This window comes from Dyella sp. BiH032, assembly GCF_031954525.1.
GTDB lineage: Bacteria > Pseudomonadota > Gammaproteobacteria > Xanthomonadales > Rhodanobacteraceae > Dyella_D.
In genome coordinates this window covers 386,377-403,775 of sequence record NZ_CP134867.1, presented here as the reverse complement: position 1 = coordinate 403,775, position 17,399 = coordinate 386,377, and the positions used below count along the sequence as shown (strand labels likewise).

Annotated in this window: 18 protein-coding genes; 2 read left to right on the top strand and 16 right to left on the bottom strand. The window is 61.9% G+C overall.

Annotation, left to right across the window (positions count from 1 at the left end):
- The first annotated feature begins 15 nt into the window (after nucleotides 1-15).
- Nucleotides 16-579 (top strand): DUF3224 domain-containing protein, encoded by a 564-nt coding sequence (locus RKE25_RS01655; protein WP_311840531.1) that lies wholly within the window; start codon nucleotides 16-18, stop codon nucleotides 577-579.
- Nucleotides 580-607: 28 nt separating this feature from the next.
- On the opposite strand, the gene RKE25_RS01650 is transcribed toward RKE25_RS01655, so the two are convergent.
- The gene (locus RKE25_RS01650) at nucleotides 608-1,243 is read right to left on the bottom strand and encodes a LysE family translocator (protein WP_311840530.1); all 636 of its coding nucleotides are present in this window, start codon (nucleotides 1,241-1,243) and stop codon (nucleotides 608-610) included.
- Between the two features lie 84 nt (nucleotides 1,244-1,327).
- Here RKE25_RS01650 and RKE25_RS01645 point away from each other — a divergent pair, with 84 nt between their 5' ends.
- A complete protein-coding gene (locus RKE25_RS01645; RefSeq protein ID WP_311840529.1) occupies nucleotides 1,328-2,323 on the top strand; it encodes a YafY family protein in 996 nt (331 codons plus the stop codon).
- A gap of 23 nt (nucleotides 2,324-2,346) precedes the next feature.
- On the opposite strand, the gene RKE25_RS01640 is transcribed toward RKE25_RS01645, so the two are convergent.
- The 15 genes from RKE25_RS01640 to RKE25_RS01570 all read right to left on the bottom strand — a co-directional run bounded on the left by RKE25_RS01640 (nucleotide 2,347) and on the right by RKE25_RS01570 (nucleotide 17,398).
- Nucleotides 2,347-2,865, bottom strand: a complete 519-nt coding sequence (locus RKE25_RS01640; protein ID WP_311840528.1) for a PH domain-containing protein — start codon at nucleotides 2,863-2,865, stop codon at nucleotides 2,347-2,349.
- A 24-nt stretch (nucleotides 2,866-2,889) separates the two neighbouring features.
- Nucleotides 2,890-4,152 carry an autotransporter outer membrane beta-barrel domain-containing protein gene (locus RKE25_RS01635; protein ID WP_311840527.1) on the bottom strand — a complete coding sequence of 421 codons (1,263 nt, stop codon included), beginning with the start codon at nucleotides 4,150-4,152 and terminating at the stop codon, nucleotides 2,890-2,892.
- 532 nt (nucleotides 4,153-4,684) lie between these two features.
- Nucleotides 4,685-5,182: a hypothetical protein gene (locus tag RKE25_RS01630; RefSeq protein WP_311840526.1), complete on the bottom strand. Its 498-nt coding sequence runs from the start codon at nucleotides 5,180-5,182 to the stop codon at nucleotides 4,685-4,687.
- Between the two features lie 61 nt (nucleotides 5,183-5,243).
- A complete protein-coding gene (gene traF / locus RKE25_RS01625; protein ID WP_311840525.1) occupies nucleotides 5,244-5,846 on the bottom strand; it encodes a conjugative transfer signal peptidase TraF in 603 nt (200 codons plus the stop codon).
- Nucleotides 5,847-5,848: 2 nt separating this feature from the next.
- Nucleotides 5,849-6,844 (bottom strand): fimbrial protein, encoded by a 996-nt coding sequence (locus RKE25_RS01620; protein ID WP_311840524.1) that lies wholly within the window; start codon nucleotides 6,842-6,844, stop codon nucleotides 5,849-5,851.
- Between the two features lie 2 nt (nucleotides 6,845-6,846).
- Nucleotides 6,847-7,389 (bottom strand): conjugal transfer protein TrbN, encoded by a 543-nt coding sequence (locus RKE25_RS01615; RefSeq protein WP_311842303.1) that lies wholly within the window; start codon nucleotides 7,387-7,389, stop codon nucleotides 6,847-6,849.
- 16 nt (nucleotides 7,390-7,405) lie between these two features.
- Entirely contained in the window at nucleotides 7,406-9,397 is a 1,992-nt protein-coding gene (gene trbL, locus RKE25_RS01610) for a P-type conjugative transfer protein TrbL (protein ID WP_311842302.1), read from the bottom strand.
- Between the two features lie 242 nt (nucleotides 9,398-9,639).
- Nucleotides 9,640-10,602, bottom strand: a complete 963-nt coding sequence (locus tag RKE25_RS01605; protein ID WP_311840523.1) for a hypothetical protein — start codon at nucleotides 10,600-10,602, stop codon at nucleotides 9,640-9,642.
- 102 nt (nucleotides 10,603-10,704) lie between these two features.
- Entirely contained in the window at nucleotides 10,705-12,030 is a 1,326-nt protein-coding gene (locus RKE25_RS01600) for a TrbI/VirB10 family protein (RefSeq protein ID WP_311840522.1), read from the bottom strand.
- Nucleotides 12,031-12,033: 3 nt separating this feature from the next.
- Nucleotides 12,034-12,489: a hypothetical protein gene (locus tag RKE25_RS01595; protein ID WP_311840521.1), complete on the bottom strand. Its 456-nt coding sequence runs from the start codon at nucleotides 12,487-12,489 to the stop codon at nucleotides 12,034-12,036.
- Nucleotides 12,486-13,379 carry a P-type conjugative transfer protein TrbG gene (gene trbG / locus RKE25_RS01590; RefSeq protein WP_311840520.1) on the bottom strand — a complete coding sequence of 298 codons (894 nt, stop codon included), beginning with the start codon at nucleotides 13,377-13,379 and terminating at the stop codon, nucleotides 12,486-12,488. Before trbG ends, RKE25_RS01595 begins: the two co-directional genes overlap by 4 nt.
- 11 nt (nucleotides 13,380-13,390) lie before the next feature.
- Nucleotides 13,391-14,128, bottom strand: coding sequence for a VirB8/TrbF family protein (locus RKE25_RS01585; protein ID WP_311840519.1), 738 nt, complete (start codon nucleotides 14,126-14,128; stop codon nucleotides 13,391-13,393).
- Nucleotides 14,125-16,668 (bottom strand): VirB4 family type IV secretion/conjugal transfer ATPase, encoded by a 2,544-nt coding sequence (locus RKE25_RS01580; protein WP_311842301.1) that lies wholly within the window; start codon nucleotides 16,666-16,668, stop codon nucleotides 14,125-14,127. The genes RKE25_RS01585 and RKE25_RS01580 overlap by 4 nt, the downstream gene beginning before the upstream one ends.
- Nucleotides 16,668-16,979, bottom strand: a complete 312-nt coding sequence (locus tag RKE25_RS01575; protein ID WP_311840518.1) for a conjugal transfer protein TrbD — start codon at nucleotides 16,977-16,979, stop codon at nucleotides 16,668-16,670. Before RKE25_RS01575 ends, RKE25_RS01580 begins: the two co-directional genes overlap by 1 nt.
- Nucleotides 16,979-17,398 (bottom strand): TrbC/VirB2 family protein, encoded by a 420-nt coding sequence (locus RKE25_RS01570; RefSeq protein WP_311840517.1) that lies wholly within the window; start codon nucleotides 17,396-17,398, stop codon nucleotides 16,979-16,981. Before RKE25_RS01570 ends, RKE25_RS01575 begins: the two co-directional genes overlap by 1 nt.
- Between the last annotated feature and the right edge of the window lies 1 nt (nucleotide 17,399).

The window sequence follows — 17,399 nt, the reverse complement described above, 5'->3', positions numbered from 1 at the left end:
CGCGTTTTTCCAATCATGAGGATGGCGGTCCTGCTGCAATGGCGTCGGAGCGGCAAGGCCGCGATGACCATGGAAGACGCTATGTTCCCCCGGATTGCCTTGCGTGTGCCCGTCGCCGCCTTCGCCCTGGCGGTCGCGCTGGCCGCGCACTCCACCCCCGAGACGCCGGAGAAGATCATGATGCACGCCAACGGTACGTTCGAAGTGAAGCTTGTCCCGCAGCCCGCGACACCCGGCGTCGAGGCGGCGGCGCTGGGTCGGCAGACCATCGACAAGCATTTCCACGGCGATCTGGAGGGCAGCAGCCTGGGGGAAATGCTGGCCGTCATGTCCGCGGTGCATGGTTCCGGCGCCTATGTCGCGCTGGAGCGGGTGACCGGCACACTCGGCGGGAAGCGAGGGAGTTTCGTGCTGATGCACAGTGCGACGATGACGAGGGGCGCGCCGGCCATGTCGGTGACGGTGGTGCCCGACTCTGGCACGGAGGAGCTCACGGGATTGAGCGGGACCTTGGTCATCCATATCGATGCCAAGGGCGGGCATGCATATACGTTCGATTACAGCCTGCCTTCGTCCTGAAGCCGTGCGCTTCGGCGCTTGCGCGAGATCAGAGGCGCCGGAGACCTTCGGCCACCGTCAGCAAGGCGATGACGATGAGCAACGCGCCCACCATGCGCAACGCTGTGCGCGCATACGCGGGCCGCTCCGCCAGCCAGGCCTGGGCGCCGCCCGCGGCGCAGGCCAGTGCGCCGTAAATGGCCAGCTGCGTAACGGCGATGACCACACCGAGCGCCAGCGCCTGGGACCATAGCGGCCCGTTTTCTTGGCGGATGAACTGCGGGAATACCGCGAGCATGAAAAGGTAGGCCTTCGGATTGAGCAGGCAAGTCAGGGCGCCGCGACGAAAGGTGGTCCAGCGGGACCGCCTTTCGGCTTCCGCAACCGGCAGCGCCGCACCTTCGCTGCGCCACATGCCGTAGCCGATCCAGGCGACGTAGCCGGCGCCGATCCAGAGCACGGCCTGGAACAGGCCGGGAAACCACTGCAAGGCAACGCCTATACCAAGCACCGCCATCACCACATGGCACATGCCGCCCGCCACGATGCCGGCCACTGCCGCCATGCCGCCGCGGCGTCCGCTGCCCAACGCGCTGCCCAGTACGTAAGCCATGTCGAGGCCGGGCAGGGCGACGATGCCCAGCACCAGGAGGAAGAACAGGCCCAGCTGGATGGAAGGAATCATGGCGGCGACTCGTGGATGGGATGGCGCCAGCCTAGGGTTCAATCAGGACAGCTTTGGCCCTGTTTATCCGCTACGCTGCGCGCCATGTACCGCCCCGCCACCCGTGCCCTGGCCGTGCTGGAGCTGCTCCAGACACACCGCCGCATCAGCGGCGCGGAGATCGCGCAGCGGCTGGGTGTGGATGGGCGTACGGTGCGGCGCTACATCGCTGCGCTGGAGGAATTGGGCATTCCCATCATGGCCGAGCGCGGCCGCTACGGGGCCTACCTGCTGGTGGCCGGCTACAAGTTGCCGCCGATGATGTTCACTGACGACGAGGCACTGGCGCTGTCGGTCGGCCTGCTTGCCGCGCGCAGCCTGGGCCTGACGGAGGCGTCCGCAGCGGTGGCCAGTGCGCAGGCCAAGCTCGAACGCGTGATGCCGGAGCGGTTGATGGCGCGCACGCGCGCGGTGGCAGACCACGTCATGCTCGACATGGCGCATTCGGCCGCTGCCAGCGCTAGCCACACACTGTTCGCCTTGAGTGCCGCCGCGCAGCAGTGCCAGCGGGTGCGATTGCGCTACCGCGCCGCGGACGGCGGCGAAACCGAACGCGACCTGGATCCCTACGGACTGGCGCACAGTGGCGGCTATTGGTACGTGGCGGGACATTGCCATCTAAGGCGGGGACTGAGGTCGTTCCGGCTCGACCGCGTAGTGGACGTCTCCGCCCGGGACGAGCGGTTCGTTCGGCCGCCCCATTTCGATGCCGTCGCGCACTTGACCGCGAGCATCGCCACGCTACCGCGCGCCTATGCGGCAGAAGTATTTCTCCACACCGACTTGCAGGACGCGCTGGAACGCATGGGCGGAACCATGGGCCTGTTCGAGCCGATGGACGAAGGCGTGTTGTTGCGCGCTCAGGTGGACGAGCTGGACTGGTTCGCCCGCCAACTCGCCCGGCAACCCTTCGATTTCACCGTGCGCGCGCCGGAAGGTCTGCGCGTGGCGCTGCAGGCATTGGCACATCGGGTGAGCGAGGCGGCTTTACGACACAGGCCGCCGATCGAAAGCGCCGGCGGCACGTCGATCATGTCATGAAGGGACGGTCGCGGATTCGCCGCTCAGGCGTATCCCATGGTGATTTCCCGCATGCCCTTGCGTTCGCGAATATCGATGACCGCACGATTGAGCGTGTCGCGCAGCCACTCCGCGCTTTGCATGCCTTCGAGCACGAGCTGGGGATGGCTGGCGTCACCGGTATGGATCACCAGCCTGCCGATGCCGAGAAGGCGCTGCCACCAGGGCTGCACCAGCGTCACGTCCAGCATGCGGAATAGCTCGACGCTGGACGTGGTCTTCGTCAGCACGCCTTCGCGCAGCGTCAGTCGCTCCGCATCGATGGCAACGACCGTGCACGCGGTGGCCAACGCCCTGAGGCCGAGCATGAGCGAAGCGACCAGACCCGGCAGGGTCGAAAGCCACCACGGCATCCGCCACATGAAGGCGGCCGCGAGGCAGGCGACGAGGATGAGCAGAGTCGTGGCAAGCAAAGGCACATGGATGGCCTGCGAAGGCTTGCCGATGAACATGATGGGCGACATGTGGGTGGGTACGAAAGGAGACAGGGAGGTGGGGTTCATGGTTGGCCGCCATGCATGGCTCGATCAGAAGCTGACGCGCACGCCCGCATTGGCGGATAGGCCGCCGTAACCCTGACCGCTGATCCGCCCCTGCACCTTGGCATCGGCGTAGAAATCGACCACGCGATTCACTTTGATGGTCATGCCGGCGCTCACGCCGTACGACGTGCCGGGGCGCTCGGAGTGGAGCGTCTTCGCGAGACTGTCGCCCGGGCTGCGGATGGAAAGCTTGGAAGATCCTCCGCTCAACACGCGATTCACATCCACGCGCACGTAAGGCACGAAGCGCTCATTGTCGACCTTGGCGATGCGGACGCCGATGCGCGCCGTGGTCTGGCGACTATGGCCTCCTTGCACGATGCTGCCATCGGAGTCGGTGATGGACGAGATCTTCAGCGACTGATGCTTGAGCTGTGCCTGCGGTTCCACGGACACGCTTTCGCTGGCCATCAGGGGCTGGCCCACTTCCACCGAGGCCACCCATTGGTCGGCCTTGATGTCGCGCGAGAGCATGGAACCGATATCGGCCCCGCCCTTGAATCGCGTGCTGCTCAGCACGGCATCCAGATAGCCACCGGTGTCCTGCTGGCGCGTATACCAGGCAGAGAAGCCGGTGGCGCGATGGGTGGTGTTCACGCCGACGTGGGCTTTCGGACTGATGCGAACCGTACCTTTGTCCGCCGCCAGTCCGAGGCGGGAACTGGCGCCTTCTTCGTTCCAGAAAACGATGGAGCCGCCCAGCTGCAGAGTATCCGCACGCTGACCGAAGTTGCGCGCGTCGTTTCCGGTGACATAGTTGAGTTGTCCGCCGGAGTAACGAACGAACACGTCACCACCCGTATCATGGGTCGGCATGACGTTACGGATCTCGCCCAGGCGCTGGTGCAGGCCGTCGACGGCCTGGTTGCCATAGGCCATCAGGGCAGTGGGCGCGGCGATATATGAGGCGAGCAGCGGCGAAATCGTGCGCGGAGCGTCCGTGACCCGAAGTCCCGAAGCCTGGCTGCCTGCGTCGTCCATAGGCATCGTAGCGGCGGATGTGGGTGGCGTACTGGCGGGCCATCGCTGTCCATCGCCCTGGAGGCCGCCGCGGTCACGCGGACCGCGAAGCGACATGGTCACGGCGTCGGGGCCGGCATTGACGTTCGGGGAACGCAGGCCCTGGCTCCAGATGCCGGCATAGAGCGACGGACCGGAAAGTGTGGCCGAAGCGTGGTCGCTGTCTGTCGGCGCCTGCACCATGGCGCGCCAGCCTGCGTGATCGGACGCGTGGGAGGCCAGTGGCATGAGGAGCATGCCGGCACCGGCCGCAGCCCATCGATAACGCCGACGTGGCATAAGTCGGGAAGAAGCATTCATAGGGAATATGGCCCGTTATTGAGCGACTGGGCATTGAAAGGCATGCCCTGGGATATAGCGGGAGGAAAAGATCAAGCCATGGCGCGATCGCATGGCGTAGAGGGATTCCAACCACGAATGGTAGGAAAACGCATGCCTGCGTTGCGATCAGAATAGTCCTGAACTCACTCGGGAGTCCTGCTTCGCCGCGGCACAAAAAAGCCGGCGCCATCGAGTGCCGGCAAGGAGGTTGAGTTCCTCACCAAGAAGAGCTCTCGCCCGGCTCGTCACCCGTGATTTCCACACGGTCGCCTCGCATTGCTCCGCGCGCCACCGGATACCTCGGCGACTCGCGACACCGGACCATCGAAAGGCGTCCAGCACCTGTGGGCAAGGCGGCGCGTATTGTCTGGGCCGCCAGTAGAACTTGATACGAGAAACTTCTCATTCTTGATGCGCTGCGAACGTATGGGCGCGACCGTTACTGCGTGATCGCCGCTTGCCCCACCGGCGGACGCGTCGTCTTGATGCCGCGGGAAATCATGGCAAGCATGTCTTTCACCCCAGGGCAGACCTTCTGCTCGAGCGTCTTAAGCTCGCGCTGCTTGGCCGTGGCGGTATAGAACTCGGCCGTTTTCCGCGCGCCCAGCAGATAAGCCTTCGCCATCTCCGGATCGTCATTGACCAGCCACTTGCTGTAGGCGGTGAACTTGGCGACGTCGCCCGCGGGTAGCTTGCAGACGTCCCGGGCCATCATCGTATTCACGCCAGCGTTGAACGCGTGTTTCGGTCCCAGTCCCTTGCGCGCCGCGGCGCTGGTCGACTCGTTGGCCGGCGCGGCTGCCGACGATGCTGCCGCCGGCATATCGGCGGCGGGTTTCGCGGCGGAAGCCACGGGCGCCGGCATGGTAGGCGCGTCAGCGAGAGCGGATTCTTCTTTTTGGCCGCAACCGGCCGTCAATGCCGCGAGCGCGGCCAATATGAAGTACTTGCGCATAAGTGTGATCTCGATGGAATGGCGCCGGGTCGCCGGCGCATCGTTACGATGAATGCGGAGCACGACCGGACAACATGCCACCCGGTCCCCACGTCAGCACGGGAGTGATGACTTCCTTTACCCACGCACGATCGATCGGTCCGAAATAGCGGCTGTCGAACGAACGATCGTTGGTATCGGACATCACCCACAGCTCGGAAGCCCGCAATTGCTTCCTGTCTCGGCGCGGGCGAGGCATCGGACGTCCCTGGCCGTCGGTATCGTGGAAGCGGCTGAGCGGAAGCGGATCCCCATTGACCCGCACGTTGGCGTCGCTTGCCTCCACGCTGTCGCCGGCAATGGCGGCCACGCGCTTGATCAAAGGAAAACCGTGCGGGCATTCGCCGCCCCAGTCGCTCAGATAGCCACGCTCCATGGCCAGTGCGAAAGCGCCTTCGCGCGGAGGACAGAACCGCACATAGGCCTTCCGCTCGATGGGCTGCTCGACGGCCCAGTAGAGTCCGACCGGCAGGCTTCTGGTGAGGTTGAAGCGGGCTCCGGCCAAGGTGCCAGCGACTAACAGAACGAAAAGGGTGACGAGCAAAATGAAGCCCGCCTTGCCGAGCACCCGGATACCCGCCAGTGCTGTCCGCCATCTCCTGCTCATGGCTAGCGGAAGGTGACGCGCACCGCGACCGAGCGATCGACCGCGCCTGGCGTGACCTCGCCTACCGTACGCTCAAGGCGCGCCTGGAAGTCATATGACTGGCCGGTCTGGAGCACATCGAACTGGCGCGTCTCGCCCGGAGCCATCGCCAGATTCTGATTCGCCACTCGGATCGCGATGCCTAGCCCATCCGGACCACCCTGATTCATGGAGAACAAGCCCGGATTGGCAGCATCCGCATCACCCAATTGGCCGAACGTGATATCGGCAATCGTCTCGATTGGATTGACGCAATTGCTCATTGTCAGGCTGAAATCCATCCAACCGGTGGCCTGCTGGTTATCGAAATCCGAAACCGAGTGCTGGCCCAGGTCCACCTGCTGATTCAAGGAGCCAACGTCGATCGCGCAGGTCGGCCTGATAAGCGTGATATTGCCGATCACTACTCGGCGCAGGAGACCATTCGGAAACGCCCTCCTGTCGCTGATGAGCGAACGCGCTAAACGAGTTTCGGCGGTCTCTACCGGTCCATATTCGACATTATCGCGAAGCTTGACGTACTCGCCTCGAACGGCACTCCTCCATAACACCGTTCCGGAGGTAGCCCGGAAAGTGATCGTGCGGTCGTACGGAACATCACTTTGAACAGTGTCCGCATCGGTAAATTTGAAGCGCAAACCAACACCAGTGGGCTGGCCTGTACTCGTGTAAAGCTCTCTTACGTTGCCTGCAATCGAGACACCCTCGTGATCTTGGAGCTTAGAATCGACCAGAACGGTGTGGTCCTCAGTACAACTGATGGCTGGGGAGCCTTCCCCAAAACCCGATTGAAACGTGCGGATAACCGAACCCGCGGGGAGATCGCTGTCCACGACGAGTTGACTCGATACAGTGGTGAGACCGGTGTCAGCACCGATTGTGCACGTTGCCTCGGCTCTGCTCATATACAGGGCCGAGGCGATGAACAAGCCGAGAAGCGCGATCGAAGCAGGCTTCATATTTATTTCTCCAAACGGGTCAGGATTCGTTGAGTCACGCCACAGAACGGATCGTTTGCAGGGCAAGTGCCTTGCGCCGTGCGACGCAATACCGTGGGCTTGCCCACTTCGTGCACGAGAAATTGATGGCCCAGCCACTGGTGCCAGCGCTGCGCGCGGCGCATCAGCTGTACTCGGTATCGGGCGTTGTAACGTGGCGTACGGGAGTGATAGTTTGCCGCGCGGGTCCAGACATCACCCTGGTCATTCTTCAGATGCCCGCGCAAGCGCCAGGCCGCGAGCTGGTATGGGTAGCATCCGGGCTGCGCCACCGACTTGGCCGTGATGCCATAGCGATTAAGTTCTTCCAGGTACGCGGTATTGAACTGCATGGCGCCAACATCGTAGGTGCCATTGGTGTTCTTCACCCACTGCCCGGGTTTTCCGGCCTCCTGCTCGGCCACCGCAAGCACGATATTGACCGGCACTTCGTAGGAAAGGCCTGCGCCGATGGCGCAAATCACCATTTCCTGTTTTTCCGGCGGCAGATCGGGGAGGTCGGGCAGCATGGCTCGCTCCGGGTCACCCGTCGCTGGAATCGGACAAGTGGCGATCACGAAAGGCCGCCACTTCATCTTCGGCCGCTAACGGCGGTGCGCCGCCAACGGTCGCCGATCGCCCGGCTTCCAGTTTGTTCTCCACGGGCAGCCGCGCCGATATGTTGTGGCGTACCTTCGCGCTGACCCTCGCCATCTGCTCGGTCATGGTCGTACCTGCGCCGGTCACGGTCGAAGACATCAGCGGGCTCGATGACGGCGCGGGTAGCGACTGGCGGCCATCGGCGGTGGCACCCATGGCCGTGGCAGGCATGTTCGGCGGCGTTCCCTTGGCAGCGAGGCTCGGACTCGATGAGGTCGACACCGTATTCATATCGGCCGACGGCTGCGAACCATCGGCTCGCCGCGTGCCCGGCGAAGCGGCCGGAGCCGACTGCCTGAGCGCTTCAGGCTGGAAACCAGCGCTCGGCACGTGGGGCTGTTGCGCCGCATTGAGCTTGATGTTCCCTGCCAGCATGTCCGGCTTGGCGTGCGGCAAACCCAACGGTGGATTCTGCTGAGTGCCCATGCCATGCGTCGGCATGGCCTCCTGGCCGGAGGAAAGCATGGCAACCGATGTCGCCTGCGGCGTCGACGGCGCCTTTCCTCCGGAGCCATCAGTAGCCAAAGCGGCGGAGGCTTGCTGATGCGACTGCGAAGTCTGCGCGTGGAGCGATTGCTCTTCCGGTGTGGCCGGTATGGAACGCGCCTGCTGCGTCACCGACTCGGAAGACGTAGCCGCAACGCGCTGTGCCGCAGCGGCAGCGACCGCACCGGACTGCGCCGATTGCGTCGAGGTGCCTTGGGCAGTGTTTCGGCTGGCGCTCTGGGCTTGTGGCTTGATCTGCTCAACCCAAGGAGCCGCCTCGCCTTGATGCTGGTGAACCGCCGAGGCCACCGGGGACTTGTGCATCTGATTCTGGGCAGCCCCATGCTGGGCCTGACCGAATACGCTTCCCTCCGGCGCGCCTGCCACGTGCGGCGACGCGTTCATGGGCGTGAAGATCACGTCTTCCATGGAGGCTGCGGCATGGGAACCGCGGATGGCATCGATGGCACTGGCAACGCTGCCACCACCGCCGCTGCCCAAATCCGGCGAAGGAGCCGGACCGCGCGAGCCGCCGCCCTGGCGATAATGAGCGATCGACGAATACGCCGTGCTGTAGACGTGGCTACCGCCGGCGCTGAACGCCGAACCAGCAAGGCTGGCCGTACCGCCGAGCAGCCCCAGAGGTGAGCCCGTCACCGTGGTGTAGATTAGCCCGGGCACCTTCATGCCCAGCACCGCCAGCAGCAACGAAACGACGAGCATGTCGGCAAGCGGGACGTAATCCAGGCCCTGGCCTGAGCCAGCCAGCACCATTGCCGCCTGTTGCTCGAGGAATCCCTCGCCGAACTTGATCAGGAAGGCGAGCAACATGAGGGAAGCGCCAAGCGCTAGGACGTTCTTGTAGAAGCCGATAGCCACCGGGGAGGTCCAGCGCGTACCGCCCAGTCCAAGCAGGAAGATGCCGGCGTATGCGAGCATCCAGGCCATGATGATGACCAAAGCCAGCTGCGCAGCGAGGAGCGTCAGCGCCACCAGCGTGCCGATGGCGAGTCCAGAGGCGACGAGAATATCTGCGTCGTCCCAGTTCTGGGATTCCTGGAGAACTTTGTAGAACACATTCAGCCCCAACTGGATGATGTTGTCACCATTCCCGGCCAGGACTTCAGGCTTACCTTTCTCGCCCATCAATGCGAACGAGTCGATGATCTTATAGACGAATCCGTCTTTTGAGGTGGACTCAGTCAGCAGCCAATAGAACAGGCCACTGAAGACGATGAATCGGATCAACTCCAGGAAGAGCTCGCCGAAGTCACCGCGTCGCAGCAGCACCACGCCCATGTTCCACACCAGCCCCATGGTGGCCAGCATCCAGAACATGCGCTTGGCCGAATCAAGGATGAGGGCGGGCGCCTGCTGCCGATTGAACATCTCGGTCAAGCTCGAGACGAGTTCACCGTGTCTCGGCGCCGCAAACGCATCCAATGAAAACAAGCAGAGCAATAGGAACAATGTGAGAGGCGCCGCCCATTTTCGAGTCGAGCTGGCTCGTGGCGAAGAAATCATAGTAATGGTGGCTGCATAGAAAGGAGGAATTAGGCGGCGCCACGGCGGATATAGGTTGCCACGCGCTCGTGGCCCATCCGCCCGAAAGCGGATGGGCCGTGATGAGATCAGTACTGCGGAGCGGACTTGCTGGCAGAGCCGGCAACCGAGGCCTGTTCCAGGCCACGGCGAAGGCTCTGCTTGGAGGCCACTTGGCGAGCTTCCTTGTCGGCAGCTGCCTGCACCGAAGCGGCGCGAGCACTTTCGGAAGCCAGCATCAGGCTGCGCATTTCGGCCATCTGCACGGCCTGCTGTCCTGCGAGAGCGTTGGCGTACTGCAGTTGCTTGCCATGACCCTGGGCGTGCATGCCACCTTCGATCAACTTGGTCAGGCCCGCCGACTGCCCCATCAATGAATTGCGTTGGGTGCTCAACGCCTGAGCAAGAGCATCATTGGCCAGCTTCTGGTTCGCGGCGGCGGCAAAGCCAACGTTAGTCAGATTGCTCTTGTCGGCGACGGAGTTCTGGTAGTAGCGCGCATCCTTGTAATTGGACATGTACTGATCCACGGTACCTTTGTCGATCAGCTTGGCCAGATTGGTGTCCGCACGGCCAATGATCACGCTGCATTCTTCCGGCGATGCATCGGGCGGGCACTCCACCGCGTCACCATAGAAATTGTTCGTGATCCAGGTGAAGTCATTATCGATATCGTAGTTCTTCTCGGTGATATCGGTGATCGTCGTAATATTTTTATCGATATTGTGGATATCGTTGTAAATATTCGTCGTGACGTCCAGCATGTTGCCCGGTTCGAGCTCGGTCAACGAATGCCGGATGCTCTTGATTTCGTGCTTCATGAATTCAAGAACTATCAACGAGCCGAAGTTGAAGCCCGCATTCAATTTATTGGCTATCGCATTACCGGTCGAGACGGTGAGCTGGCTGCCCATCAGGACTTCCTGCGCAATCTGATGGGTTTCGTTGACCGGGTCATAGACGACCATCTGGGCAGAGGCCGAACCAGCTGCCGCCAAGCTGACGAATGCCATCAGTCCCAGCGCGTTCTTCTTCATTTTGTTGCTTAACATGTAATTACTCCAACGAAGTGATACCCACTTTATGGGGCCATTGCGTCAAGGCGACGCAATTCTTCCTCCGCCTTGAGGTCCCTTGGCGGCGGTCTCGCGCACTTAGTAGTCGAACGGCTGGTACGGCCTGTCGAAGGTCAGATCCTTGACCACCATTACGTTAAACCGATAACCCGGCCGGATTTCCAAAGTCGGCGAAATATTCAGATTCTTCTGGATCATTTCGGTCGCCACGCGCCCCATCTGCTGAGCGAGCGCCTGAGTCACCAACGTATTGGTGGAAGTGCCGAAAGGATCGTTCCCAGGATTTGTCTGAGAACTGTTGATGCCTGCAACGACACCGGACATCAGCAAGGCATTGCCGAAGATACGCAGATAGTGGTTATTGACCTTATCTTTGAAGCCCGAGTAACCGGTGCCATCCGCACCAGGCATCGAACCGATATCCATCGCTTTGCCATCCGGGAACACCAGGCGCTGCCAGGCAACCAGCACCCTGCGCTGGCCGTAGGCCACCTGTGCGTCGTACGTGCCCACCAGCCGAGTGCCCTGAGGAATGAGGCGGTGCTTGCCAGTGGCTGTGTCGTAAACGTCTTGGCTGACCTGAGCCATGATCTGGCCCGGCAGTTCGGAATTGATGCCGGAAATAAGGGTGGCAGGGATGACAAAACCGGCACGCAACTCATAGGGCGTACGCGGCGCCTCGGCCGACGAGTCCAGGCGCCAGCGATCTTCCCGATCATTGCCGGCGAACTTGGCATAGGCTGCCGAGGTCCTGTCAGACGTGCTGGCTGCGCCGGATGCCCCGGCTCCGCCGGCCGTCAGGTTCGCCATCGACTCCCGGAATCGGTCCGCACCGGTGCCGCTCCCGATCGATTTGAGCAACTCCTGGGCCGTGCTCGAGTCATCGTCGGCACGGGTCTGCGGCGACGGCGGCACCATCGCGGTCTGTTTCGCTTCCTTCTCTGCGACCTTCACTTCGCCACTGACTGGCGTCTTCGCCATGATGGCCCGCTGCAGCATGGCCAGCCTGGCCGCCTTGAGCTGAGCCGCCAACGGATCCTCCTTCTCTTCGGCCGGCGAGGGCGGCGGCGGGGGCAGATCCAGGTTGTCCACGCGAACCACAGGCAAGGATGGGGCCGGCTGCGCTTCCACGCCGACAAGGCCACCGGTCCTGTTTCCGCTTGCATTGAGGATCTGATCGGCCAAGCCCTCGTCCGCGGAAACATTTTCGGACTGGCCGCTCTTCACTCCGGCATCGGCCGCGCGCTCACTGGCCACGATGGCCACCAGCACGAGGAATACCACCAGGATGCCTCCCACGATGACGAGCGGGAGATTGTTTACGCGTCGCACACCTGTGCGCTGTGCCTTCAAGGACGGGCCAAAAGGCTCCTGACTCTCAGCTTTGAATTGGCTATCTATCATGGGTTACTCCCTTCGCGCCCAATGGCCGGCCGGCAGCAGCGTGTTTCCCTCGCTGCCGAGCACATAGACACGGCTTAGGCGGGTCTTGCCCACCGTTACAGTCAGGTCGTAGATCGCATCGTGTTGCACGAGTGTCAGCCGGTAATCCAGCACGAGGCCGTTGCCAGGTGGCATGGTGCGCGCAGCACGAACAGCTTCGGGTTCCTCGATCGCATAGCCACGCTCGCGCAGTGATGTGACCAAGGCCTGGCCCAGCGCGTCGTGAGGTGGTTTGGCGAGGCTCAGCTGCGTTTGCGCCGGCGGATACAGCTCTACCAGCAGATCGACGATATCGCCCTTCGTGGTCGCAGCGAGAAGCTCGGCTGGCGGTGCCGAGGTCTGCGACGAAGGCAGACCGGCACAACCGGCGAGCAGTGCCGCCAGGGAGGTCGTCAGCATCAGGCTGGCGCGCCAGTTCATGGCTTCACCCGCTCGATGACGATCTTCTTCTGCGAAGCGCCAACCCCGGCGATCAGCATGGCTTTGTCGAACAACGCGTCCACGACGTAGCGATTGCCCTGCAGGCGATAATTGATCATGACCTGCTCGTCCTTCTGGAACGGCGAGCCGCTTTCGCGGAGCGCAAGCAGCGTCGGAGCTTCGGTCTCACTCATGCTCTTGGGCATCTCGATGATCGTCTTGGTGCCGTCGTTGTAAACGCGCACCGGCTTCCACGATGCTTTCCCGCTGACTCGATAGCGGAAGTCGAGGTTACCCAAATACTCACCGGTCGCCGGGATCGTGTTCGCTTTGCGTTCCACTTCTTCGGCACGCTTGATGGCGGCGAACTTGGCGGCAGCGTCTTCCGGATAGCTGAAAGCGACGCGTGGCATATAGTCCGTGCGGTGCGAACGAAGACGCAGGTGGTAGGTGCGTACGTCCGTAGTGACGATAAGCGACGTTTCCAGACCTACATCAAGCGGCTTGATGATCAGGTGCTGCACGGACCGATTGCCGCTGCCGCTGATTGCCGGCTCGACCAGCCAACGCACCGAATCGCCCAGATTGACGGAGTTCACTTGTTCGCCAGGCTGCAGCTCCACGTCGCACACCTGCATTACCGCGCATACGATGCTCGGCTGCGAGGCGCCATAGACGAAGCGAATCGTGCCATCGGAACCCGGCACCGGCTTGACTGCCTGACCGGACTCGGCGATCCACTTCTTAGACAGGTCGATGCCGGCCTTTTCCTGAGGCGTGAGCTTGGGGTTGCTCTTGTTGAAGAACTGCTCGGCCAATGCGGAATCCGACTGAGCGGCGACCGCGTGAGAAGCCAGGCCGAACGCCATGGCAATGAATAGCTTTTTCATAACGTTACTCTTCAGTTCTGCTTCGACCAGGCGTAGTCGGAGATGTAGATGCCAAGGGGATTGGCGCGCATGAGCTCCTCGCTGGCGCCAGATGTGTCGGGGTTGATCTTGGTGGTGACCAGCGCCCGCATGCGGTAGGGTTCGCCGATTACGGCGCCTGTTCCGCGATTACGCACGGTTTCTTTCCAATCGATCTGCCAGGTATGCGCGGTCTGCGGAATCACCGAAATGATCTCGACGTTGACCGTTTCCTTTTCGGCACGCTTGAACGGATTGGATGCGGGATCGCCGTTGAGGAAGGCCGTCATCTTGTTCGTGGCCGGCGAACGCTTGCCCAGCATCGCATATACCTGGAACACCGCCTTGCGCTGCAACGCGATGTCCGGAGTCACCAGTCGGGCATTGCCGACGAAGTCGGCCACCGCCGCTCGAACCACACGCTGGTCGACCGGCGATGCGCGCGACACGGGGGCAGCGGCCACCGCGGCGCCGATCTTGTCGACTTCGACCACGTAAGGAATGAATTTCGACTGGCTCCCAACGTAGATAAGCCCGCCGACGCTGGCCAGCACGATCAGCAGAGAAACGATGCCGACGAGCTGCCAGATCGTGCGCGACGCCACCAGGCTCCCCACGTGCGAGTTCCAGACGCGCTGGGCATTGAGATAGGGGTTCGGCGCGGCGTGGCTGTCTTGGCGCGCGGCCTCGTTCACCGGCCCAGCCGGCGATTTTTTCTTGAACAGGTTCATGCGGAAACTCCGTAATCTGCGAGACGCAGCCCCTTGGAAAGGAGCCACTCTTCGACCCAGCCGGCGCCGTAGCGGGCTTCCAGGGTCTTGATGGCCGTAATGGACTCCTTGTCGGAGCAACCAACGAAGGCCAGGGCGAGCGGGCCAAGTGCCAGGTCATACAGCCGGCGGCCCTTATCGGAAACGTAGTAGTAGTGCCGCTTCTGCACTGCCGTCGCGAGAATCTCGATCTGGCGCTTGTTTAGGCCCATGCGGCGATACAGCGCGGAGGCATCCTCATCCCTCGCGAAACTGTTCGGCAGGAAAATCTTGGTGGCGGTCGATTCGACGATCACGTCCAGGATGCCGGAATTCGCCGCGTCCGAAAGGCTCTGCGTCGCCATCAGCACCAAGCAATTCGCCTTACGAAGCACTTTGAGCCATTCGCGAATCTTGGCCCGGAATACGGGATGGCCGAGCATCAGCCACGCCTCGTCCAGGATGATCGCCGCGGGCTGGCCCTTGAGAGAGCGCTCGATTCGGCGGAACAGATACAGAAGCACGGGAAGGACGTACTTGTCGCCGAGGTTCAGCAGGTTCTCGATCTCGAAGACCGTGAAATCGGAGAGCGCAAGACCATCTTCCGACGCATCGAGGAGATAACCCATCGCGCCATCGGTGGTGTACGGCTTGAGTGCCTCGCGGATCTGCTCGTCCTGGATGGTCAGCACCAGTTCGGAGAGCGTACGACCGCCGCTCGCGTGCAGATTGACGATGGCGTGACCGATTTCGTTGCGCTGGGCCGGGGTTGTTTCCACGCCGTTCAACGCAAGCATGCCGTCCACCCACTCCATCGCCCAGGCACGGTCGCTCTTGGTGTCGAGGAACTGCAACGGGCAGAACGCAAGCTTCTCGTCGTCGCCGGCCACCTCGAAGTGCTGGCCGCCGCAGGCCTTGACCAGCGGATACATGGACATGCCCTTGTCAAAGCAGTACAGGGACATGTCTTTGTAGCGGCGCAGCTGCGCGGCAAGAATCGCAAGATGCGTGGACTTGCCCGCACCGGTCGGGCCGAAGATGAACGTGTGGCCCAGATCGTTCACGTGCAGATTGAGACGAAACGGCGTGGCACCCTGGGTCATGCATTGCATCAGCGCCGGGGCCTGCGGCGGATACATCGGACACGGGGCATCGGGCTGACCGGTCCAGATCGTGCTGCTGGGCAACAGGTCGGACAGATTCAGCGTATTGATCAGCGGGCGGCGTACATTCTCCACGCCGTGTCCGGGGAGACTCCCCATGTAAGCATCCATGGTGTTAATGGTTTCGACGCGCGCGACGAAACCACGGGCATTGATCGCTTTCTCCACCTGGCGCACATTGGCCTCCAGCTGCCCGCGATCTTCGTGCATGAGCACGACCACGCTGGTGTAGTACCCCTGTGCGACGAGGCCGCTATTGACCTCGGCCATGGCAGCCTCGGCGTCGTTCACCATCATCAGCGCGTCCTGGTTGACAGCGCCGGTATTGGTATTGAAGAACTGGTCGAAGAAGCCGCGGACCTTCTGGCGCCACTTCTTGCGGAACTTCTCCAAGTCCTTCACCGCCTCATGGGGATCCATGAAGATGAAACGATTGGACCAGCGGTATTCGCAGGACAGTTCCGCCAACGCGCCCAACATGCCGGGGTAGGATTCCAGCGGGAAGCCTTCGATAGCCACCACCTGCACGAACTTGCGGCCGATCTTTGGAACCACCCCGCTCCAGAGCTCCTGACCGCCGATGATGGCGTCGAGGTAGATCGGGTTGCTGGGCAGCATGATCGGATGATCAATGCCGGTGACGCAGAAGTTGAGCCAACGTAGGAAATCGTCGTGCGTGACCTTGCCACCTTCTTCGGTCACGCTGGCGTGCGACCGAAGCCGCGTCATGCGCAAAATCGTGGACAACCTCGACTCGAAGGACGCCACTTCGCGCTTGAAATGCTCGATGGAGCTGAGCGTTCTCTCGGTCCGGCCCTCTACCTGCTGGTCGTCATCGAACATCATTTCCGTAAACTTGCGCTGAGCAAGCATTGGCGGGTAGTAGGTCAGGGTGAGGACGAAGTGACCTTCGTACATCGCTCCCAGACTCTGAAAGAGGCGGCGACGCTCTTCGTCGATCGCGGCCGTGACCGCATCCGGGAAGGCCGAGCGACCGACACCGGCGTATCCGGTAGCGTAGCGGCGAACGGCATCTACGTGGATCATCCAACCGTTGCCAAGACGGGCCATAGCTTGATTTAGCCGCATGGATACCAGCTCGCGCTGTTCGTCCGTGCTGCTGGCAATATCGTCGCCTTGGTATATCCAGGACGCCATGAAAGCGCCGTTCTTGCCGACGATGACGCCATCGTCGACTACGGCCGCGTAATTGAGAAGATCGGCTACGCCCTGCTGTTTCGATCGGTGCTTCTTGAGCTTTGCCTCGGTGTCCAGGGAACGGACGCGGACGAACATCAGCACCACCATCGCCAAACCGAGTGCTGCGATGGAAAAAATAAAGGTTATAAGTATCGGCATCATCGGAATTGCTTCTCTTCTGCCGGGCCATTCACGCGAAATGGCGTGGACCTGGCCGGGTAATAGGGACGGTAACGCCGCTGGCGCAGGTAGACGTGCCTCATCTTCGGATCAGACTTGGCCATGATGCGAAGCAATGTCAGCGCTGCGAGCCAAAGCACCACGCCGACGACAAATGCCTTCATCTCTTGCGCACTGAAAACCAGTGCGCCGGAGATGAGTCCCGAGAGCATCACCAGCTCTCGGTCCCCGCCCATGAACAGATTGTCGCGATTGCCTGCGCGGCGAATCGGCACTGTTCGAATTGACATCAGCCCAGATCCCGAATACGCGACACTAGGCCAGTCGTGTTGGCATCGATATACATCGCGATCTGCGCGCCTTCACCCGCGATCATCGTGATGATGCCCTTTGCATTGACGATGATCGCGATGACCAGGACAAGAAACACGAGAGTCCGCAGGAAGCCGCTCATCTCCCCACCGAAAATCAGAACGGCACCGGCAGCAATGATTCCGATGAGCGAAAGACCGAAGGCGATCGGGCCGCTAAGCGATTTGTTCAACTTCTGCATGGGCTCCTCAAACGGGAGAGCACCTTCGCCCTGGTCCGTAGCGGCGTGCGCCATGTCAGGAAGCATGATCATGGCGGCGACCACCACCATCATCATGAGAAAGGGCATGTAGCTGCGAAGAACTTGCATGATGCTGGAGCTGTTTAACGTGTTCATT

Excerpts from the sequence above, each read along its gene's own strand:
- RKE25_RS01655 (WP_311840531.1), top strand. The coding sequence starts at position 16 with ATGAGGATGGCGGTCCTGCTGCAATGGCGTCGGAGCGGCAAGGCCGCG.
- RKE25_RS01575 (WP_311840518.1), bottom strand. The coding sequence starts at position 16,979 with ATGTCAATTCGAACAGTGCCGATTCGCCGCGCAGGCAATCGCGACAAT.
- RKE25_RS01650 (WP_311840530.1), bottom strand. The coding sequence starts at position 1,243 with ATGATTCCTTCCATCCAGCTGGGCCTGTTCTTCCTCCTGGTGCTGGGC.
- RKE25_RS01645 (WP_311840529.1), top strand. The coding sequence starts at position 1,328 with ATGTACCGCCCCGCCACCCGTGCCCTGGCCGTGCTGGAGCTGCTCCAG.
- RKE25_RS01570 (WP_311840517.1), bottom strand. The coding sequence starts at position 17,398 with ATGAACACGTTAAACAGCTCCAGCATCATGCAAGTTCTTCGCAGCTAC.
- RKE25_RS01605 (WP_311840523.1), bottom strand. The coding sequence starts at position 10,602 with ATGTTAAGCAACAAAATGAAGAAGAACGCGCTGGGACTGATGGCATTC.
- RKE25_RS01620 (WP_311840524.1), bottom strand. The coding sequence starts at position 6,844 with ATGAAGCCTGCTTCGATCGCGCTTCTCGGCTTGTTCATCGCCTCGGCC.
- traF (WP_311840525.1), bottom strand. The coding sequence starts at position 5,846 with ATGAGCAGGAGATGGCGGACAGCACTGGCGGGTATCCGGGTGCTCGGC.
- RKE25_RS01600 (WP_311840522.1), bottom strand. The coding sequence starts at position 12,030 with ATGATAGATAGCCAATTCAAAGCTGAGAGTCAGGAGCCTTTTGGCCCG.
- RKE25_RS01580 (WP_311842301.1), bottom strand. The coding sequence starts at position 16,668 with ATGCCGATACTTATAACCTTTATTTTTTCCATCGCAGCACTCGGTTTG.
- RKE25_RS01585 (WP_311840519.1), bottom strand. The coding sequence starts at position 14,128 with ATGAACCTGTTCAAGAAAAAATCGCCGGCTGGGCCGGTGAACGAGGCC.
- RKE25_RS01640 (WP_311840528.1), bottom strand. The coding sequence starts at position 2,865 with ATGAACCCCACCTCCCTGTCTCCTTTCGTACCCACCCACATGTCGCCC.
- RKE25_RS01595 (WP_311840521.1), bottom strand. The coding sequence starts at position 12,489 with ATGAACTGGCGCGCCAGCCTGATGCTGACGACCTCCCTGGCGGCACTG.
- trbL (WP_311842302.1), bottom strand. The coding sequence starts at position 9,397 with ATGTTCAATCGGCAGCAGGCGCCCGCCCTCATCCTTGATTCGGCCAAG.
- RKE25_RS01635 (WP_311840527.1), bottom strand. The coding sequence starts at position 4,152 with ATGCCACTGGCCTCCCACGCGTCCGATCACGCAGGCTGGCGCGCCATG.
- trbG (WP_311840520.1), bottom strand. The coding sequence starts at position 13,379 with ATGAAAAAGCTATTCATTGCCATGGCGTTCGGCCTGGCTTCTCACGCG.